The organism is Leptolyngbya sp. Heron Island J (genome assembly GCF_000482245.1).
Taxonomy (GTDB): Bacteria; Cyanobacteriota; Cyanobacteriia; order Phormidesmidales; family Phormidesmidaceae; genus Leptothoe.
The window spans coordinates 14,534-35,281 of sequence record NZ_AWNH01000017.1; the positions used below are offsets into that span (position 1 = coordinate 14,534).

At 50.6% G+C, this 20,748-nt stretch carries 14 protein-coding genes and 1 pseudogene; 13 read left to right on the forward strand and 2 right to left on the reverse strand.

Going from position 1 to position 20,748, the window contains the following annotated elements; genetic code table 11:
* The first annotated feature begins 99 nt into the window (after positions 1–99).
* From N836_RS45515 to N836_RS45530, 4 genes are all read left to right on the forward strand, one after another.
* Complete coding sequence (locus N836_RS45515) at positions 100–1,755, forward strand: IS1182 family transposase (RefSeq protein WP_023071310.1); 1,656 nt, start codon at positions 100–102, stop codon at positions 1,753–1,755.
* A 478-nt stretch (positions 1,756–2,233) separates the two neighbouring features.
* Positions 2,234–3,169 (forward strand): helix-turn-helix domain-containing protein, encoded by a 936-nt coding sequence (locus N836_RS45520; RefSeq protein WP_161634933.1) that lies wholly within the window; start codon positions 2,234–2,236, stop codon positions 3,167–3,169.
* 201 nt (positions 3,170–3,370) lie between these two features.
* Positions 3,371–4,276 (forward strand): SDR family oxidoreductase, encoded by a 906-nt coding sequence (locus N836_RS45525; RefSeq protein WP_023071312.1) that lies wholly within the window; start codon positions 3,371–3,373, stop codon positions 4,274–4,276.
* 175 nt (positions 4,277–4,451) lie between these two features.
* On the forward strand, positions 4,452–5,855 hold the full coding sequence (locus N836_RS45530; RefSeq protein ID WP_023071313.1) for an ATP-binding protein: 1,404 nt from the start codon (positions 4,452–4,454) through the stop codon (positions 5,853–5,855).
* A 128-nt stretch (positions 5,856–5,983) separates the two neighbouring features.
* Here N836_RS45530 and N836_RS45535 read toward each other — a convergent pair whose 3' ends face one another.
* A complete protein-coding gene (locus N836_RS45535) occupies positions 5,984–6,607 on the reverse strand; it encodes a response regulator (RefSeq protein WP_023071314.1) in 624 nt (207 codons plus the stop codon).
* Positions 6,607–11,181, reverse strand: a complete 4,575-nt coding sequence (locus N836_RS45540) for a GAF domain-containing protein (protein ID WP_023071315.1) — start codon at positions 11,179–11,181, stop codon at positions 6,607–6,609. The genes N836_RS45535 and N836_RS45540 overlap by 1 nt, the downstream gene beginning before the upstream one ends.
* 325 nt (positions 11,182–11,506) lie before the next feature.
* Here N836_RS45540 and N836_RS45545 point away from each other — a divergent pair, with 325 nt between their 5' ends.
* The 9 genes and pseudogenes from N836_RS45545 (at position 11,507) to N836_RS45575 (ending at position 20,477) form a co-directional block, all read left to right on the forward strand.
* The gene (locus tag N836_RS45545; RefSeq protein WP_023071316.1) at positions 11,507–12,232 is read left to right on the forward strand and encodes a hypothetical protein; all 726 of its coding nucleotides are present in this window, start codon (positions 11,507–11,509) and stop codon (positions 12,230–12,232) included.
* A 112-nt stretch (positions 12,233–12,344) separates the two neighbouring features.
* Complete coding sequence (locus N836_RS76370; RefSeq protein ID WP_023071317.1) at positions 12,345–12,482, forward strand: hypothetical protein; 138 nt, start codon at positions 12,345–12,347, stop codon at positions 12,480–12,482.
* A 297-nt stretch (positions 12,483–12,779) separates the two neighbouring features.
* The gene (locus tag N836_RS45550) at positions 12,780–14,438 is read left to right on the forward strand and encodes an iron uptake porin (protein WP_023071318.1); all 1,659 of its coding nucleotides are present in this window, start codon (positions 12,780–12,782) and stop codon (positions 14,436–14,438) included.
* Between the two features lie 142 nt (positions 14,439–14,580).
* Positions 14,581–15,816, forward strand: coding sequence for an MFS transporter (locus N836_RS45555; RefSeq protein ID WP_023071319.1), 1,236 nt, complete (start codon positions 14,581–14,583; stop codon positions 15,814–15,816).
* Between the two features lie 153 nt (positions 15,817–15,969).
* A pseudogene (locus N836_RS74430) lies at positions 15,970–16,281 on the forward strand (transposase); the annotation flags it as partial.
* A 125-nt stretch (positions 16,282–16,406) separates the two neighbouring features.
* Positions 16,407–17,309 (forward strand): helix-turn-helix domain-containing protein, encoded by a 903-nt coding sequence (locus N836_RS45560; protein WP_161634934.1) that lies wholly within the window; start codon positions 16,407–16,409, stop codon positions 17,307–17,309.
* 156 nt (positions 17,310–17,465) lie between these two features.
* The gene (locus N836_RS45565) at positions 17,466–18,206 is read left to right on the forward strand and encodes an SDR family oxidoreductase (protein WP_023071321.1); all 741 of its coding nucleotides are present in this window, start codon (positions 17,466–17,468) and stop codon (positions 18,204–18,206) included.
* 11 nt (positions 18,207–18,217) lie between these two features.
* Positions 18,218–19,198: an SDR family oxidoreductase gene (locus N836_RS45570; RefSeq protein WP_071789026.1), complete on the forward strand. Its 981-nt coding sequence runs from the start codon at positions 18,218–18,220 to the stop codon at positions 19,196–19,198.
* 64 nt (positions 19,199–19,262) lie between these two features.
* Entirely contained in the window at positions 19,263–20,477 is a 1,215-nt protein-coding gene (locus N836_RS45575) for an MFS transporter (RefSeq protein WP_023071323.1), read from the forward strand.
* Positions 20,478–20,748 lie beyond the last annotated feature (271 nt).

Genomic DNA, 20,748 nt, shown 5'->3' on the forward strand with positions numbered 1-20,748 from the left:
AGTGATACTGGTGGCGAAACATTCCTTAACGTAAGAATGGACATTAATTAAGAACTCCGTAGGATGGTCAGACATCACTGCTATCAGGGGTTTTGTCCAATGTCACTACAACTACAAGAGCAATATACTGTCCCTGAAGAAACCGCTAAAGTCGCCCATGCAGTTTTCCCAAAAGGTACCCTCTGCCTCACCCTAGCCGATACGTTAAGTGAGTGTGTAAGCGATCAGGATTTCAGTGAAATCTTTTCGACTCAAGGTCAACCCGCCGAATCTCCCTGGCGACTAGCATTAGTCACGATTTTGCAGTATGTCGAAGGCTTAACAGATCGGCAGACGGCTGATGCTGTGCGCAGCCGCATTGACTGGAAATATTTGCTTTGTCTGGAGTTGACTGACGTGGGTTTTCATCATACCGTGTTGAGCGAGTTTCGAACTCGCCTGATTACAGCACAAGCTGAGTGCCTAGTATTTGAGCGACTTCTGAGCCTGTGCCAGGACAAAGGTTGGCTCAAAGCCCGAACTCGTCAACGAACAGACTCAACCCATGTCTTAGCGGCCATTCGTGCAGTTACTCGATTGGAATGTGTCGGAGAAACACTTCGAGCGGCGTTAAATGCCTTGGCAGTGGCCGCACCAGACTGGTTGCGACCTCAGAGTCAGCCGGAGTGGGTAGAACGCTATAGTGAGCGAATTGAAGACTATCATCTGCCCAAGTCTAAAAAGAAACGAGTAGAACAGGCGGAACTTTATGGAAACGATGGACTTCGATTGTTGAATGCTATTTTTGAAAGCACAAGTCCTCAGTGGTTACGTCACATTCCAGCAGTAGAGACATTGCGACGAGTGTGGATTCAACAATATTATTGTTTCAACAACAAGATTCGCTGGCGCATACAGGGTGAGATCCCTCCTGCATCAGTAATGATCAGTTCTCCTTATGAGCCAGATGCCCACTATGCGAAGAAAAAGACAACATCTTGGGTTGGTTATAAAGTACATTTAAGTGAGACGTGTGAACCTGGTGAATTGCATTTGATTACTAACGTTGAAACAACAGCAGGGCCAGTTGATGACGGAGAGATGACTGAGGTCATTCATACATCACTCGACAACAACAACTTACTTCCAGATAAACATATTGTAGATACGGGATATCTCGATGCTGAACTCTTGGTTACAACTCAGGCTAACTATCAAGTAGACTTATTTGGGCCGACTCGCTCCGACCATCGATGGCAGGCTAACGATGCGAAAGGATTTGCAGCCGCTAACTTTACTGTCGATTGGAACAACCACTCCTTGACCTGTCCGGAGGGAAAAGTAAGTGCCTCTTGGACACCTGCTATTGATGGTCGAGATAATGAGGTCATCAAAATCAAATTTGCTAGTGCCGATTGTTCTGTTTGCCCGAGTTTAGAATTATGTACCCGTAGTCAGCGCAAACGACGGACCGTAACAATTCGCCCAGAAGCTCAGTATAAAGCGCTGGAAATGAGACGACAACAAGAGAAAACGTCTGCGTACAAAAAAGAGTATGCACGACGTGCAGGTATCGAAGGAACCCTGTCGGAAGGTGTCCGGGCCCATGGGTTACGTCGGGCGCGTTATATCGGCTTGGCTAAAACCCATTTGCAACATCTGATGACAGCGACAGCAATTAATGTCAAGCGCATCCATAACTGGCTGAATGGTGTGCCCCAAGAGGCCACACGTACTTCTCAGTTCGTCAAACTGATGGAGCAATCGGTAGGTTAAGGAATGTTTCGCCACCAGTATCAAAAGTGGCCATGAGCCCGAAGTGAGTGTGATTTTGCACTCTACTGAGATGCTGATGAATTATTCAGGCTATGACGTTTCTGTTCGTCGGCTCGCAGGTTTGCCGCTGGCTTCCTTCAGACCCTCCCTCACGGGAGCGCCCTTGCCTTAAGCTAGTAGTACTCGTCTCTCGGCTCCTATAACTTTCGAGCATTTTGACGGGGTCCTCCTACAGGGGACTTTCACCCCGTTAGTTCACGCCCATGCCGGGCGTACACATACCCATGCACCTGACCGCCTGAAGGTGATCGACTGAGCGCTTCGCGGTCATCTACAGCAGGTGATGGACAACGTTAGATCGCGGGTGAAGCAATGTCCACAAAGTCGACGACATCTATGTATTGAAGATGGATAACGGGCACAACCAAGTCTGATAGCTTAAAAACAATGAACGGCATGTAGGAGATGAGGAATGGCTATGGGAAGGCAGCAGAGTGCTCCCGGCTTGGATGCTTGGGAATCCACGTTTGCGGACGGACTTGTTGCAAACAGTAGAGTTGGCATACCTGACCCCTGGATAGCTGGTCACGTCCATGTTGTACGCAATCTTCCCGATCAGCCTGAATTTACTCCAACTGGTGAAATGCCTTTTTATCAGGTTATCTATCACCTCACGCCGGTCTATCTGACAGAGCGCATCCAAGGCAACAAACCCTACCTGAATAAGGTATTGATTCCTGGCGATATTTTGATAACGTCGGCAGAATTTACAGCGCAGGATCGACGCACCACCTGGAAATCATCTGACGGGGAGGGAACTAGCATCCTCAGTTTAATGCTGGAGCCAACTCAGATAAAGGCGGCATCCCAAACCCTTGACCTCGACTACACCAGCACCAAACTGATTCCCCACACCCTCAGTTCAGATCCGGTTTTAGAAAATTTGCTGCGGGCACTCGGTTCGGAGCTAGAGTCAGAAGCCTCAGCAGGAAGGCTTTATGCGGAGCAACTGATTCAGACCGTGGCGGTTCATCTTGTCTCTAAGTACACCCCCAGGCAGCCCGCGCTCAAGGCCCACAACGACAAACTTGCAGCCAACCTGATTCGCCGTGTTGAAGCCTATGTGCGTACACATCTGAGCGAGGAGCTGACGCTGACGACGCTGGCTAAGCAAGTGCTGCTGTCCGACTATTATTTTGCTCGTCAGTTTAAGGCGGCAACGGGAGAGACACCTGCGGCCTTTGTCTGTCGCCTACGTATGGAAAGAGCCGCGCGCATATTACGCGATCGCCCCTACTTTACGATTGCGATGGTTGCGACTGAGGTGGGCTATAGCGATCCTGCTGCCTTTGCCAAGGCATTTCGTCGGCAGATGGGCATCAACCCAAGTACCTATCGTCAGACCTGTCGCTGAGCCACGAGCAGCCGTGCTTAATTGGCTGCTCATCGACTTGAAACATATTCGGGTGATCGCCTTAACGTGTTAAGACAGTCGCGCAATGCTGGCGCAGCAAAACCGCAAGATCACCCGCAAATCAGAGCAAAGATACCCTCTTAATGCTCGGTGCTGGGCAATTATTCTGATTGGTGTCAGCTTTAAAAAGTGTTGAGCATCATGGAAAACTATCGATTGGGTCCCAAGCGTCGTGACGCCCTAAAAGCGATCGGACTTGCTGGATTCGCAGCTGCAGGAGTTAGCACGTTGGGTTCTCCAGCACCGGCTCAAGTCGTCGGGGCATCAGAGCAAATCACTAGAGAGGTGGCTGCTGGTGATGGGCTATCAGGCAAGACAGCCATCGTGACAGGTGCCCGTGCCAATATCGGTCGGGCGATCGCCGTCGAACTGGCTCGCATGGGCTCCGATGTTGTTGTTCATTACCATCGCCCCGAAACTCGCGACCAGGCTGAGCAAACCGCTGCCATGTGTCAAGAGTATGGCGTCAACACAGCGCTTGCAGTTGGCGATCTTGGGCAGAAAGACAACGTGATGCGCATGTTTGATATGGCGACTGACACCTTCGGTCGGCTGGATATCTTTGTTCACAACGCGGGTGCCTTAGTGAAGGGGCCTGTCGCTGAGCTGTCTGATGAAGATTACGTGCGAATGCAGCGGGTCAATGTCGATGCGACATTCTACGGCTTCCGCGAGGCCAGTCGTCGAATTGAGGACGGTGGGCGCATCATCGGCATTGCGTCTTCTGTAACCGGTGGCCCACCGCCACAGTATGGCGTTTATACCGGTGGCAAAGCCTTTATGAACGGCATGATCCTGGCGATGGCCAAAGAGCTAGGCCCACGTTCAATTACGGTCAACTCTATCAACCCTGGCCCACTCGATACGCCTTTCTTTCATAATCAAGAAACACCAGAATCGGTCGCCTTTATTAGTCAGCTGGCACCCATGAACCGATTAGGTACAGTGGCGGAGATGATGCCTGCTGTGCGGATGCTGCTCTCGCCGGAGGGGATGTGGATGAACGGAGAAACTTTGTACATCAATAATGGCTATCTTCAGGCATAAGGTTGCCTGTGACGCTGTTGGCCTTCGGAAGGAGACGCTTGAAGTCTGCTAATAGTCTCCTTTCGGAGTTTTATAGGGGAAACGACCGGCATTGTAGAAGGTCTGTAGCGTCGTCCTCATTAACGGGGGTTATCTGACACGATAGGGGTACAGGCGAGATCGCGGGGCGAGGCCAATGCTATGTATCGATGACTTACTCAAGCTCAGCGCCTTTCAGACACTGTCTGAGGCTCGCCTGCAATGGGTTTGCGATCGCGCCCATGAACTCAACCTCCAGCACGGCAGCAGCATCGAGCAGGAAGGCGCGGCTTCGCGAGGATTTTTTATTCTGGTGTCGGGGCAGATTGGCGTTACCCGCATGACAGAAGGGGTGGAGATGCCGATTGGCCGCTTTGATGCCCCGCACTTTCTGGGAGAAATCGCGGTCTTGAGCGGCAAGCCGGTGTTAGCGACCGTCCGCACCCTGACGGACTGTTGCCTGCACCAGCTTTCTGGGACAGATTTTTTGACCCTGCTGCACGAATGCCGCGAATTTGAACAGGCGATCTTTGAAGAAGTGCAGCAACGACTGCGGGGGTTAGAGTCGTTTTTCTTCGGTCGAGAAAAGATATCCGCGCTGGGGACGCTGGCCGCTGGGTTGGCCCATGAGCTGAACAATCCGGCAGCGGCGGTGGTCCGGGCTTTAAGAGACGTTGTGCCCGCGATTCAAGACCTAGAGCGAATGACCCTGACATACGGTCAGCGGAACGTCGATCCTGAGCATACTCAAGAGTGGTTAGACGTTCGGGAGCAGGGCTATCAGGCGATTCTTCAGGGGCAGATTGATGTCATGATGCTGAGCGATCGCGAGGAGCAACTGCTGGAGTGGTTAGACGACTACGGCGTCGAGAAAGGTTGGCAACTGGCAGAAAATCTGGCGGTTGGCGGCATCCAGCCCGCGACCTTAGACCACCTCATGGCGCGCTGGCGAGATGACCCGACCGAGCTGAGGGAGCAAGGACTGCACTGGCTGTCTCTTTCGCTTGATGTGATGTCAATGCTCAAAGCGGGTTTACAGGGGGCCGAACGAGTTAACGACCTGGTGCAATCAATGAAGTCTTACTCCCACCTTGATCGGGGGCCGCAGCAGGTTATTGATATTCATCACGGCCTCGAAGACACCTTGGGGTTATTTTCGAGCCAGCTAAACCAGAAGATTGAGGTGCGCCGCGTCTACGATCTCAGCCTGCCGCAAATCCTCGCTTTTGGGGGTGAGCTAAATCAGGTTTGGACCAGCTTGATTGATAATGCGATTGCGGCGATTGCTGGCGAGGGAGTGCTAGAAATCTCAACCTGCCAGGAGGCAGACCGCCTGCGCGTCGAGGTGATCGATTCTGGGGCAGGCATCCCGACAGCAATTCAATCCCGCATATTTGAACCCTTTTTCACCACTAAGCCAGTCGGCAGCGGCATTGGGCTCGGCCTGGATGCGGTGCGTCGTATCGTCGAAAATCGCCATCACGGAACGATTACCTTTGATTCTAAACCTGGGAGGACCCGATTTACGGTCTACCTGCCGATTTCGTCTACAAATATTTGAGATAAGTAAGTAGAGATAAATAAACAGGGAAATTGGGTGTTATCTAGCGGATCTGACGTTGATATAGATAGTTGGGCTGCTTCAAATGAGGGTAACGTCAGGCTTTCCCCATTTTTCCCAATCTCCTATTACAAGTTGGTGATACCGCGCTTGAGGGCAACAAGAACTGCTTGGGTGCGATCGCTCACCCCCAGCTTTTTAAAGATGTTGCTGATATGGAACTTGACGGTGCTCTCGCTAAGGTGAAGCTGTTCGCTAATCTCTTGATTGGTTTTGCCCTCGGCCATGAGCTGGATGACTTCGCGCTCGCGTTCGCTGAGCGGGGGTAGGCCCATGCGCTCGGCCAGCTTGGCCCCAACGGCAGGGGGAATGTATTTGTTGCCCCTGTGAATGGTACGGATGGCGTCGAGCAAGTCGTCGATTTCAGTATCTTTGAGCAAGTAGCCCTTTGCCCCTGCTTGCAAACCGAGAAAGATATCTTCGTCGGTGTCGTAGGTGGTGAGGATGGCGATGCGGGCATCGGGAAAGTCTTGGCGAATCGTGGTAATGGCCTCAACCCCGCTCATATCTGGCATTCGTAGATCCATCAGCGTGACATCGGGCTGAACCTCGCGAAACTGTTGAACTGCGTCCAATCCGGTCGTAGCCTCCGCCACTACTGTCATGCCATCTGCCAGGTTCACCATCTGCGCGATACCATTGCGAACGATGGGGTGGTCGTCGGCAACCAATACGCGAATCGACTCGGTCATTATGTGGAAACCTCCACGAAAATCTCGGTCCCTTCTCCTGGCTGGGTGCTGATGCAGAGTTGACCGTTGATTTGGTCTACTCGCTCGGACATACTTACCAACCCAAAGCCCTCGGTTTTGACCTGAGGCTGGAAGCCGCAGCCGTTGTCGCAGATATGCAGACTGACCTGATGAGGTTGATAGGACAGCGAGATTGTCAGCGTCGTAGCATTGGCGTGCTTGAGGACGTTGGTGATAGCTTCCTGACAGACGCGCAGGAGGGTACGACTCACGAAATAGGACAGCGGCTGGGGAGTGCCTGTGACGGTCACCTGGGTTTGCAGGTCGGTGCCGCTGGTGACCTGTTCGATGTGGTCAGCGAGTTCCTGCGGGAGCGCCGTCTGGGTTTCATCGACCGGATAGACGGCCCAGACCGAGCGGCGGGCCTCGGCGAGTCCAGTCTGGGCCAGGTTGCCAATGTGATCAAGGATGTCTTTGACTCGGGCGAGGTTGCAGTCCTCGCTGTCAGCAGTACGAATCAGGTTTTGCTTAACCAGGTACTGAGCAAGCTTGAGCTGTACAGTGATGCCAGTAAAGGTTTGGGCTAGAGTATCGTGAATTTCTTGGGCTATGCGGGTGCGCTCTTGAGTGAGGGCCGCTTGCCGGCTTTGCTCAGCCAGACGAGTGAGCTGAAATGCTAGGGTCGCCTGGTTGACAAGGGCCTGAATAAATTCAAGCTGCTCATCGGATAGCCTTATTTGGTGACGAAAGGCGAAGCCAATAAATCCGATAGGCTGGTCTTTCACTTTCATGCGGGCACAGGCCACGTCGCTATGCCCCTCGGTACAGTGCCAGGGGATAGTCTCGGGCCAAAAAATGCGGCGATCTTCAGAGTCTGGTAGACCGAGTTCGAAGTATGTTAGCGGCTTGGGCGCATCTAGAATCATCTGCCAGGCCTCGGTGGTGTCAGCCGGAATCGGATGGCGGAACATGTCAGGGGCTGTTGGTGGCGCATCTAGGTACACCTGCCCCTCTTGAACGGCACTGTGTAGGTTTAGCGTATGTGTATCAGCATCGTAGAGAAATAGATAAGTCTTACAGGCCCCAGCTTGCTGGGCCAGCTCTGCTAGCAGTAGGCTCAAGAACTTGTCAGTTTCAAGATTTGCGGTGAGCGCATTGAGGGTGCGGCTGATGGCGTCGTTGGCTCTAGCTAGCTCGGTGACTCGGTCTTTTTCGGCTTCTAATAGGGCTTCTTGCGTACGGCGTAGCTCGGTGATATCTACCTGGGTGGCCCAGCACCCTACGATATGACCTTCGCTAACGGTGCAAACACCGCTGTTGAGGAAGTAACGCCGCCGTCCTTGTGGATCAATCTCTTCGGTTTCTAGATTATGGCCACGGTAGCCATTTTTAATGATTGCTGGAATAAAAGCCGCATTCTTTTCTGAGTCTGCAACATGCACATCGACATTTCTCAGCCCGATTAGCGTATCGGGATCGTTGACGCCGTACATGGCAGCAAAGGCAGGATTGGCTTCCACCACACGAAAGTTTTGGTACAACCAGGCACACTGTTCTTCGAAAGGAAGCGTGACCGGGCAAGGTGGATTCACCTCTGCATAGTAGAATCCTTCACTGCTCAGCTCGAACAGAGTGCGAAAGCGCTTTTCCGATTCTGAGAGGCGATCAAGGGTTTGCTGAAGTTCGGTGTTGAGATGGGCAAGTTCTTGCGATCTCGCCTGTTCTGCACGCAAAACGGCTTTTTGGGTGCGTAGCTTTTCGAGGCGAAGTCTTTCGCGCTGAATGGCACTGCCAATACCGGCTGCCACTGCCTTCAATACTTCTAACTCAGAAGATTCTCGATGTTTGGTGCTGCGGCAATCATGGATTCCAAGGACTCCCCAGAACTGGCCCTCGATAAAAATCGGAACACTATGGAGTGCCTTTACGCCAACCGCAGCCATCGAACTGCGAAAAGGTTCAAGTAGCTCTGCGGTGAAGTAGCTGATGCTTTGACCGTTTGATAAACGCTCAACCCCAGTTTCAATCCCTTCAGAATTACCCTGCCCTCCTTCAGGATGCAAGAGTTGAGAAATAGTATGAGACGAATGCCACTCATACAAACACTGCCAACCCACTAATGACAAGTTGGAAGACTGATCGAAAGGTTCAACCTCAAAAACACCCACGCGATCAGTCTCTAAACTTTCGCCAATAATTTGCAGGGCGGTGTTGACGGCATCGTCTAAGTTCTCAGTGGTCAGCAGGGCGTTGGCTGCGGTTGCGGTGGCTTCTAGAATGCGATCGCGCCCCTGCAGCACTCGGTTATGTTCCTCTAGTTCAGCAGCCCGCTGCTGTGAGGCGCGATCTCGTTCCGCTAACACCGCCACCTGTTTCGTCGTTTCCGCTAGTTGGGTTAGCTGAATAGCAAGAGTAACTTGATTGGCTAAGGCCCGAAGTAGCGCTATATTGTCATCTGTAAAGTGTGTTTCTTCTGTGAAGGCTAGCCCTAATAACCCAACAGGTTGATCGCCAGACATCAAGGCAAAGGATGTGGCTTCTCTCATACCCAGTCCAACAAGCCACTCTAAAGTGCCTGGCCAATAGAGACTATGATCTTCATCAGGGCTCAATAAAACGATATCTTGCGTTTCGCACATTCTTGCAAAAGTTGGGTTGATATCGGCGGGGAAGGGAGCTTTAAATAACGTTGGGTGATAATCATAGGCCCCTCTGTGGAGAATTCCATGTTCCACACATGAATGAAGTTCCAGGGTTTTGTTTACTGATTCATAGATAAAAACGTGGCCGATAGCTGCACCCGTCTGCTGGGTGATTTTGGCAAGGATATGCCCTAAAAAAGCATCCAAATTAGCTTCATTGGCTAAGCGATTGAGGCTGGCTTTTAGCACATTATTGACCTGCGTTAATTCGATCGCCCGCTGCTGCCTCATCTCCTCTCGTTCGCGTTGGTTTAGGTCGCGCTCAATGGCAGCGGCAATGCTATCAGCGGCGATCGCAAAAATGGTCTGATCCGCCTCATCCAGTTGTTTCGCTTCGCGACAATAGTCAAAACTAAACACCCCCCAGAATTGGGCATTGACGATAATCGGCACCATCATAATGGAACTGTTGCCGAGCGCCTGAATCAGTTTACGGGCGGGCTCGGCCACGTCAGCCACCTGCACACACATCGTTTCACTCTGAGACAGCCGCGTCTCAAAGTCCGGGAAATAGTTCCACAGCAGCGCCGAATTCAGTTCAGGAATCGCTTTGGTGGAAGCCGGTACCTCAGCGCGACACCACTGAGTATGCAGCTTCACGGCGGCTTTGCCCGTTTGCGGATCGAGGACGTTTTGGGCCAGCGAGCTGCGATCGCTCCCCGCTGTTTCCCCTAAAATTTCTAAAACTTCCGGCAGTACGGTGGTGTAGTCACTGCAGCGCAGAAGTTTGTTGGCAAGAGTGGCAATCGTTCGCAGACGCTGAGTGCGGTCCTGTTCTGCTTTAAGGAGAGCTTGTTGTGCTTCCTTTAAAGGGGTGGTATTACTTGTAATCCCCCACGCTCTGACTAAATGCCCATTTTCTGTAGAGCCAAATAGATTGCTAAGCCAATGGCGCTTTTTGCCGTCAGGCCCAATATCCTCTGATTCTGCATTGGTGAGCTGCCAGCCATTTTCGATTAGCCGACGCATTAACGATCGATGCCCGTCTGAATTGGGTGAATGCATGACCGTTAGGGATTGACCAACAATCTCTGATCGATCAAGGCCAAGTTGTCTTTCACCAGCAGGATTGATATCGGTAAATCGGAAAGAGCGATAAATTTGATCAACCTGTTCCTCAATGGGCAAAGCAAGTGAAACAGGTGGCTCAAAGTCAACAAAGTGGATATTGTCGTTGCTAGCCTCAAATAGTTCACGAAAGTGTTTTTCTGAAGCCTGTAGCGCCTCATCTTTTGCCTGACGCTCAATAGCAGCAGCAATGCTGTCGGCAGCGACCTTCAGAATGGCGATTTCGGCTTCATCGTAGAGGCAGGATTCACCACAGTTGTCAAAATAGACATGCCCCCAAAATGCTTCTTGTACAAAAATAGGGACAACTAACCCTGAGGTCGTTCCCTGTAAATTACATAGATGGCGAAAGCTTTCTGGAAGCTCATCAGCGAGATAATTAACAATCTCTCCCTGTTCTAATTGCCTGTGAAGACCCAAGAGATCGTTATCAATTACAAGATAATCTTCTTCAACTGATTCATGCTCTAAACTAGATACCAGAGAGCTCAAAATAGTTTCACGAGACCACTCAGACAGAACTTTGTAAAATATCCTGCCGGAATCGCTGGCTGATTTTGACTGGACAAATGCACAGCGATCGCTCCCTACCGCTTCCCCTAACAGCCGCACTACGTCAAGTAAAACTGTGGTGTAGTCAGGGGATTTAAGCAGCAGATTTGCCACTTGCGCCACCGTAGACAGTAAGCGAGCGCGCGCCTGAGCAGCCCGGTTTTGCTCTTCGAGTAATTGGGCTTGGAGCGCACAATAATCCTGATAGTCAGGACAGGTTTCGTTCTGAGACTGGGTTGACTTAGGCACCATAGCGCAACTCACCGCTATTGAAGATGTGATTAGCTCTACTCTAAAGCAGTGCAGCTTCCCTAACTTTCATATCAAGATAGTGACCCGGTGCGACCTGATCGCTAGGTGAGACTTCACCTAACCTCTAGTACAGGTCAAATTTGAATAGCTGGACAGGTCAAGCCAGTCTTGCAGATGGGTACTGTCAGCCCGCTGATTGCGTAAAGTTATAGCCATAGTTTCTTAACCATATCTCAATACGATATTTCCATTCAGTTGAGTTCTGCTGTCGGCTCATTTCATTTTCACCCACTAGATCTTGTTGTATTTAAGAGGTCAAATCATCATGCTCAGTTTGTTGACTCGTCAGTTGGCCAAGTTTGCCGTCGTTACCCTAGTTGTTGTGAGTGTGCTCGTTGGGCTATCCCAGACAGCGCAGGCAGCGGTTTCTCTCGATAAAACTCCGGATTTGGTCAATGTTGTGACCGTCTATCCGACCACTTCAGAAACTCAATCGGAAATTCTGTCAGAGGTATCTGAAGCTGAAGCATTTACCTTCGCCAGCGTTCCTGGCTTTAAGGACTCGGCTATCCTCAAAGCCCAGGATGACAGTCAGGTCATTGCTCTGTCGCAATGGAACGGCAAAGATTTGACCAGTTTTGAATCCTACGCGAAAGAGCATGTTTTAAGTATCCCGGCAGGGCAGTCGGCCCAATCCTTTGCCTGCCAGGTGCAGCATACCGAGACCAGAGCAGCGTCGCCAAAGTTCCAGCAGGGAGATGTGGTGATGTTTAGTCAATTCAAGATGAAGCCAAATAAAGCGCAATCTGAATTGGCGATGGTCATTAGTCAGATGATGCCAGGCGTGTTGGATATGATTTCCGGTCTGCAGTGGGCAGCCATGTGTTCTAGTACCGACGAATCTACGATTGCGTTACTGGCCCGATGGAACAGTCGTGATGATTTTAAATCCCTTGGCCAAAAGGCAGGATTTGACCCAGAGACAAACTACTGGCAAGACTATGCAAACAATGAACACGGTTTGTACGACGTTGTCGAGATCATCCGCTAACTCTTTGACTTCAACCTAATAAAAGAAATTCATTAATTCATAGCTCATAATCTCTCTCTTCTAGACAGGATGGGATGTGACATCCTCGCGGCTTGATCAGCCAACTGCAATAATGCGATTAGCTCAAGCAGGTGCAGTGATGATCAATTGGACTGCCCTTGCCTCAGAGCTGATGGGAGATTGGACAAGACCTAACGCAGCCGAGGTGGGTGAGATTTATCAGCAGCATAGTAACTGGGCTGGCTTGTGAAGAACCAGTAGTTGAAGGTTACAAAAGCTTTAGCTATGCGCTGGCGGGGAGTTGTGCCGCTGTGTTCCCTTGCTGTGTCTTGAAGGAGAGCGACGACAAAGACACAGACAGCGCAGAAAAGCAATGTCTTCAGAGAGTTGTGGAGTTTTTGTCGCTTCCTCCGCTTTACCTGGCTGATGGAAGGCTAAACCCTTCACCAGAGCGGTCAAAGGTCAGGACTTTCTGAAGATATTGCATCAAACTACTTCGCCCAAACCCGCATCTGTCGTTGCCAACATAAATAGCAGGTGAACTAAGGTGAAATTTTACTTAGCTGTCAGTGTTAGCTTCAGTCTGGTATTGAGTAGTCATGCTGCGCTAGCCACAGATGAACAAACTGTCTTGACACTAACGCCCAAACCTAACGCCCAAGTTAAATCTCTAGCCATTGATTCTACAAACTTAAAGAGTTTCCCGGTAGAAGAGTTGGCCAGTCAGCTCCCAGATTCCTCCGAAACGTCATCTGAGCGATCACAAGTCCTTTTGGTAGATCAACTATCTGATGTGCAACCCACAGACTGGGCATTTCAAGCGTTACAGTCTTTAATCGAAACCTATGGGGCTATGACTGGCTACCCTGACGGTACCTTCCAAGGTAATCGCCCTCTATCTCGCAATGAGTTTGCTGCATCACTTATTTTCCTGTTGCACCATCTTGGGCCATTTTTAGCAAGGGGTGAGCTAACCGAGGCCGAATTTGAGACATTACAGCGACTGCAGACTGAGTTTGCCGAAGATTTAAAACAGATAAGGTCAAATCTGAATGGTCTAGAAACGCGCCTGATTGACATTGAAAATAACCAATTCTCGACCACGACTACCCTTAGTGGGCAAGCTATCTTTGCAGTGAACACGGGCGGGTTTGGCAGCGATCGCATTATTGCGCCCAGGGGAGCTGTGATCACAGATGATCAACCCGATGCTAATTTCATCTATCGCGTTAGCCTAAACTTCAACACTAGTTTTAGAGGGAGTGACCTCCTACAGATTCGCTTGGTGACGGGGAGTGATGGGACAACCGACAACACTACCGGGTTATTGGAACCGAACTTTGGTAGTGGTTTAGATTTCTCAAACCAGGGGCGCAATGGTAGAGTCAGTTTGGCTCGGGCGTACTATCGCTTCGCTCCCTCTGAAGATGTGAGCCTTACTGTGGGTGGGGCGATGACTGCCGCCGATACCGTGGACAAAAATCGTTATGCAGGGGCGAGTTTCCGGGATTTCTCAACTCAGGCTTTGGTCAACAACTTTATTCTCTTTCCCAGAGGACGAGGTGCGGGCGCAGCAGTTGATTGGAATCCCAGTAGCGGTCCATTCAGTTTCAGGGCTGTCTACATCGCTGGTGATGCGGACAACAGCTTGCCAGAGAACCAAGCGGTCTTTGGGGGAGGCAGCCCAGATGATATTCGCTTATTTCCAGTTGGGGGTGGAGGTGCCTCAGGTGGGCTGTTTGGCGATCCCTATCAAGGGGTGTTTGAGCTGGAGTACGCGCCCAGCGAAGAGTTTGCCGTGCGGCTGCAATATAGTGGTGGACGGGTATTCGGCAGTGCTTTTAGTGTGCTAGGGGTCAATGCCGAACTTGCCCTCAGTGAATACATCGGTCTTTTTGGACGGTATGGCTCTGGGTCGTATCCCAACACCACCATTGGGGATATTCATCCTCACTATTGGTCGGCAGGGATTACCTTTCAAGACCTTTTTGCCGAAGGTGAGATCGCCGGATTTGCCGTTGGGCAACCCTTTATTGAAGATGCAGTCGGCAATGCTACTCAAAGCAACTTCGAAGCGTTTTACAATTTCCCAGTTTGCGATCGCATCCGTGTCACGCCCCTAATCCAGGTCGTGACTAATCCTGCAAACCAGAGTAGCAATGGTACGATTGCGGCTTTTACCTTACGAACAGTTTTTTCGTTCTAACCTCTCTTCGCCCACAGCGACCCAGAAACGACTCGTTCCGAAAGCCTGGATTTGGATTTCCTCATGACGACACCTCGTAATGTGATTGCCGTCTCCCCATCTTTTTCGTATTGTTTAGCTCTTAGCCAATTGGAGTATCCCCATGGCCAGCACAGTCCCTTCCTCACAACCGAATCCCAACGCGTTTGTCATTAAGGCAACGCTCTTACTGGCAAGCACCCTTACGGTGATGTCGGGAGCCACGATCGCTCCTTCTCTGCCAGCGATGCAGGTACAGTTTGCCGAACTTGAAAATGTAGAATTTTGGGTGCGTTTGGTGTTGACGATGCCCGCTCTGTTTATCGTCATTGGTTCTCCTGTTGCAGGACAGCTAGTTGACACGATTGGTCGCAAACCACTGTTGTTGGGATCGGCTATCTTGTACGGCTTGGCAGGTAGCTCAGGCTTTGTATTGAATTCCCTGTTCGCAATTCTGGGTGGACGTGCTCTGCTGGGGCTGGCGGTGGCGGGCATTATGATCAGTGCAACCACACTGATTGCAGACTACTACCAGGGAGACGATCGCGCTAATTTTATGGGATTGCAGGCCGCATTTATGGGGTTTGGCGGCGTTCTGTTTTTATCAGTTGGCGGTTTTATCGCTGAGCTGAGCTGGCGATTCCCGTTTTTAATCTATTTGTTCTCCTGGTTGCTGCTACCGACGATTCTGTTCGTGCTTTATGAGCCGCCCCGTCCTCAGGTTGATGTAAAAGGTGCTGCATCTTCGCCTCAAACACCAATGCCGCTCAAGCTGCTCGGGCTCATTTACAGTTCAGTACTGCTTCAGCAGATTGCCTTTTATCTGATTCCAGTACAGTTACCATTCCATTTGCAGCAGATTGCCAGTGTTGGGGCGACACAAACTGGGCTTGCGATCGCCTGCACCACGCTCTTCAGCGCTCTCGCTTCCATGCGCTATGGCAAAGCTAAACAGCGCTTTAGCTTCATCAGCATTTTGGCGATGGGATTTGGGCTGATGGGAGTGGGGTATATCGGCATTGGTCTAGTGGGTAGTTATTGGCTGGTGCTCTTGATCTTGATGCCGACAGGCATTGGCCTGGGGCTGATGATGCCTAATTTAAATGTCTGGGTCTCCAACGAGGTTCCCAATGCCATGCGAGGGAGGGCACTGGGTGGCCTGACGACATTCATGTTTTTAGGTCAATTTCTCTCGCCTATCGTAGCGCAGCCGTTTAGCCAGAGCATTGGTATGCAAGCCACTTATGGATTGACGGGCATCTTGCTGGCAACGCTAGCAATATTGGTATGGATGTTCAAAAAACAAATTTGCCACGCTGTGAGAAGCTCCGTAGGCACGACTCTCCCTTCAGAACTTTAGACTTTGGTACTGAAGGGACCCCCTGTGATACTGTTGGCGAATCCATTGAAAGCCAATAAAAGTCTTACGATAAGGGAGTTTAACGCAATTTTAAGAAGAGGATAATGGGATAATGCCCACAAGAGGTGTGAACCATATGCCTCCCCTGACCCAATTTCCCCTGTCCCAGCAGAAACAGCGCGTGTTGCGCGTGCCGCCTTTAAGAAAGGAAATATCTACCTCAAATTACGAGAGGAATTAGGTGTGCTGTACAAAGACGAAGATGTCTCAGAGTTATACGCCCATCAAGGTCGTCCAGGAGAAAGTCCTTGGAGGTTGGCCTTGATTACGGTCATGCAATTCATCGAGAATCTTTCAGATCGCCAAGCGGCAGACTCAGTAAGAAGTCGAATAGATTGGAAATATCTCCTCAGTTTATCTCTGGAAGATAGTGGATTTAACTTTTCAGTTCTAAGCGAATTTCGGGGCCCATTTCAAATCCTGACAATTTCGAGCCGATGACACTCACTCAACAAGCCTGATCTAAAATTGTCTCATCAAGCTTAACTTGACAACGCCATTGATAGTGTCAAAGGAGGATATCTCGAGCGGTGGTTCAACTAAAAATGACCCAACAAAAAAAGACTGACCGGTTATTTCAACCCTTTCCTGGCCCTGCTGATCCTGCCTACACGTCTGAGCAAATTTATGTGGGACGTTTTGAGACAGGTCTCCAACAATGGCCGGAACGACAGCATCCTCATCGACATGCTTTCTTCGAGGTGTTCTGGTTTAGAGAAGGCGGCATCAAACTTTTTCATGACTTTGCCTCTTATGAGATTGGGCCGCAGACATTGGTGTTTGTCTCACCTGGGCAGATCCATACATGGGTAGTGTCTCAAGACATCAGCGGAATTGTCATTTGCTTCTTTGAGGAGGCCGTCGCGCTCCGCATTGGTCAGGGCAATCTCCGGCGTGACTTCCCGTTTTTCTCGACCTATAAAGGGCCACCATTACTGCAAATGACCTCCCGTGCACAACATCTCGACTTCCTATCCGAAGCTGCACTGGATGCTTTTTACCAGCCTGGAGAAAAACGCGAAGAGCTAGTGACAGCCTATCTCACCGCAGCGCTGATCGAAGCGCTGCGCGCCTATAAAGCTTCTCCGTCTCATCGGTCAGTGAGTGCTGCGGCTCAGCTCACCAGGGACTTTCATCTTCTGGCTGAGGAACATTATCTAGACCGCAAGCAGGTGCAAGACTATGCCAATATGCTTGGCGTAACCGCCAATCACCTGGTTCAGAGTGTACGAGAAATAACCGGGACAACACCTGGGCATCTCTTACGAGATCGTCTGATATTAGAGGCCAAGCGACTTCTCATCCATACAGAAGATACCATTGCCGAAATTGCCCATGTCCTTTCATTCAGTGACCCTTCTGTGTTCGGTCGTTGGTTTAAGGCACAACAGGGAGACTCGCCAGGACAATTTCGAGCAAGCTTCCACCTGTAATTGCCCTTTCCCACCCCCACTCCCTACGATTTGGCTAAATGCCATAAATCTGCACATTGATACCATAGCAGTGCTCTGTTGAGCGCCGTCTGAGTTTGGTTTATTAGATAGTGTCGCTAAAGACAACTTTTCAAAGTCTCCAACTCAGAGGTCATTATGTCACCGACAACTCTACCCACTGCTATCGTCACAGGATCTTCTCGCGGCATTGGAGCTGGTATTGCTCGCCAGCTTGCCGCTGATGGCTATCCCGTTGTTGTCAACTATGCCGGTCGTCGTGCCGAAGCTGAGGCGGTCGTCACTTATATTACTGAGAACGGCGGACGCGCAGTGGCGGTCCAAGCTAATGTCTCTCAAACAGCCGATATTGCTCGACTGTTTGAGGAAGCTGAGGCTGCCTTTGGCCCGGTAGGGATTGTCGTTAATAATGCTGGACTAGCTGTCCGTAAGGCATTCGCCGAATTCACCGAAGAAGACTATGACGCCGTCATGGAAACCAATCTTAAGGGAGTTTTCCTGATGCTTAGAGAGGCGGCTCGACGCCTTGTCAATGGCGGTCGCATTGTGAATGTCTCAGCTAGCTTTCAAGGCGCACCTATTCCTGGCTATGGTCCATACGCCGCCAGCAAAATGGCTATTGAGAAGCTGACTGAGGTGGCCGCTGTTGAGCTTGGCTCCCGTGAAATCACGGTCAACGCAGTTCGACCGGGTCCGACCAGAACTGACTTGTTTATGCACGGGAAGAGTGACGAACTGGTCCAACACTTTGCTAAACAAGCTGCGCTCGGACGGATTGGTGAACCAGAGGATGTTGCTCACGTTGTCTCCTTTTTGGCTAGCCCAAAAGCAGCGTGGGTAACCGGGCAGATTATTGGGGCCAATGGTGGTTACTGGTAAGGGATAAAACTATGAACGACCGAAAAGTAATTCTTGTCACGGGCGCTTCTAGTGGATTTGGTCAGGTCATATCTCAAACGCTGAGTCGGGCAGGGCATACTGTTTACGCCTCTATGCGTAGCATCTACACCAAGAACGCTGACCAGGCTCAAGCTTGCCATGATCTCGCTGCCGCTGAGGGGCTGGCTATTTATCCTATTGAACTGGATGTGACCGATGTTAACTCCTGTGGCAATGCAGTTGACCGCATTGTTAAAGAACAGAATCGGATCGATGTTGTTATCAACAATGCAGGCACGCTTGTTTTTGGGATTACCGAAGCATTCACCCCTGAACAGGTTCTAAATGTCTTCGATGTTAATACGGTAGGCCCACTCCGTGTCAATCGAGCTGTACTTCCACACATGCGCAAGCAGCGCTCAGGGCTTTTGCTCTACGTTGGCAGTGTGACTAGTGACATTATCAGTCCGTTTCAGGGGCCGTACGTGGCAAGTAAGGCAGCCGAGGACAAACTTGCCGAAACGATGCACTATGAGCTTTCTCGATTTGGGATTGATACCGCGATTTTGCAGCCTGGAGCATACATCTCAGGGACAAATCACTTCCCAGGGGCGCAACGTCCTCACGATGAGGATATCGTTCATACCTACGTCCCGATTGCTGACCTTCCTAACCAGCTTGTCGACAGACTCGGGAAAATCGTCGAGACAGGGCGTAAAGCCGACGTTCAAGATGTGGCTAACACTGTGCTCCGCCTGGTTGAAACACCCCCAGGGCAGCGTCCTTTTCGCACTATCGTAGACCCCCAGGATCATGGCGCTGATGCAGTTGTAGCTTTGCAAGCAACCATGCAACGGAAGTTTATGGAGCGAGTGGGCATCGCAGACCTGATGCGAGTCCCTGCTCAAGGAGATAGCCTCATGATGCCCTATATCACTGATGGTGTTGCGGTCGAGTCGCTTCTCCCTAAAAAAAATCCCCATGAAAAATAGACCAGTATTGTTGAACCCCATCACTAGAGCAGTCAGCATGATGAGTCATCAAAGGAAATTGCAGATGTCTAACAAGTTGAATCCTGTCGCTAGAAGCACTCCCCCTATTTATCGAGACGTGAATCTTCAAATCGTTATCAGTATTACGCTGATGGAGCTTTTGGGGACAATGAGCGTCAATCCTGCCCTGCCTGGAATTGTCCAAGCCTTTAATCTATCCCCCCAGCAGATTGGTTGGGTGACAACGGCGTTTGTTATCCCAATTGCGATCGGAGCACCTATCTGCGGTGTCCTGGCAGATCGCTTTGGCCGGAAAACCCTTTTAGTGCCGTCATTATTTCTGTTTGCGATCGCGGGCATTGCCTGCGCCTTTGCGCCAAGTTTTCAGCTCCTGTTGGTGGGGCGCTTCTTACAAGGGGTTGGGGCAGCGAGTTTAGAGGCCTTAGCACTGGCATTGCTCGGTGATCTCTATACAGGGAAGCAATTGACCGCAGCGATGGGATTGAATGCCAGCATGATCGGGTTGAGTTTAGCGGTGTATCCGTTGCTGGGTGGTGGATTGGCATCCATGGAATGGCGTTACACATTTGCTTTACCACTGCTGGCCTTTCTAGTGGGGATTTGGTTGTGGCGATCGCTGCGACTGCCCCAACAGGAACAATCCTCAGATTTTGATTTTAAGGTTTATTTGAGAACTATTTGGGGCAGTATTCGTCGGGGTCGGGTCATTCGACTGATATTCATCGTCGTTGCGCTCTTTGTTCTCTTATTTGGGGCCTACTTGACTTACATTCCCACCGTGGCAGCGTCCCTGGGGGCTTCTGAGATCGTGATTGGTATCTTGTTGGCCAGCATGGCACTGTCGTTTGCATTGATTTCATCACAGCTGGGGTTATTTGCGCGATCATTCTCTGAATTGACACTCATCAAGATTTCCTTCTTGGTTTATACGTTGGCACTTGTTATCACACCTGCCATTGAGCACATCTGGATGTTACTCATTCCCAGCATCCTCTTTGGGATAGCCCATGGCATCGTATTTCCCACAACCCAAGCCCTCTTGGCAGAACTGGCCCCAAACACTCATCGGGCCGGGTTTATGGCAGTGGTCGCCATTGCAGTCCCCCTGGGACAGGCAATGGGGCCATTATTGGGCGGGTTAGCGTTCAGTGCATGGGAAATCAGAGGTGTCTTTTACGCGGGTAGCCTCTTTGCGATCTCAACGTTTATCTTACTCAACTACTTGATACCCCATAGAAAAAGCGTAAATCGGAGTTAGCAAAATACCCTCACCGTTCCATAACAAAACACGATTGATCGGCTAGTGCCTGCGTTGCTCTTGCCACAGCACTAAATCTCGCCAATCGTTGACGCATTTGTTCTGTCCAAATCACTGCTTTCTTTTTATTTCCTACTACCAAGAGAAGTTCCATGTCCCTCTTTCGCACCATCTTCCGCCAGACAGTCCCCATTGCCATTGCCCTTTTTGTCCCAGATGTAGCGATGGCCGAGTCCAAACCGAAATTGCCATCTGTGCAGGCGGTGGCGGA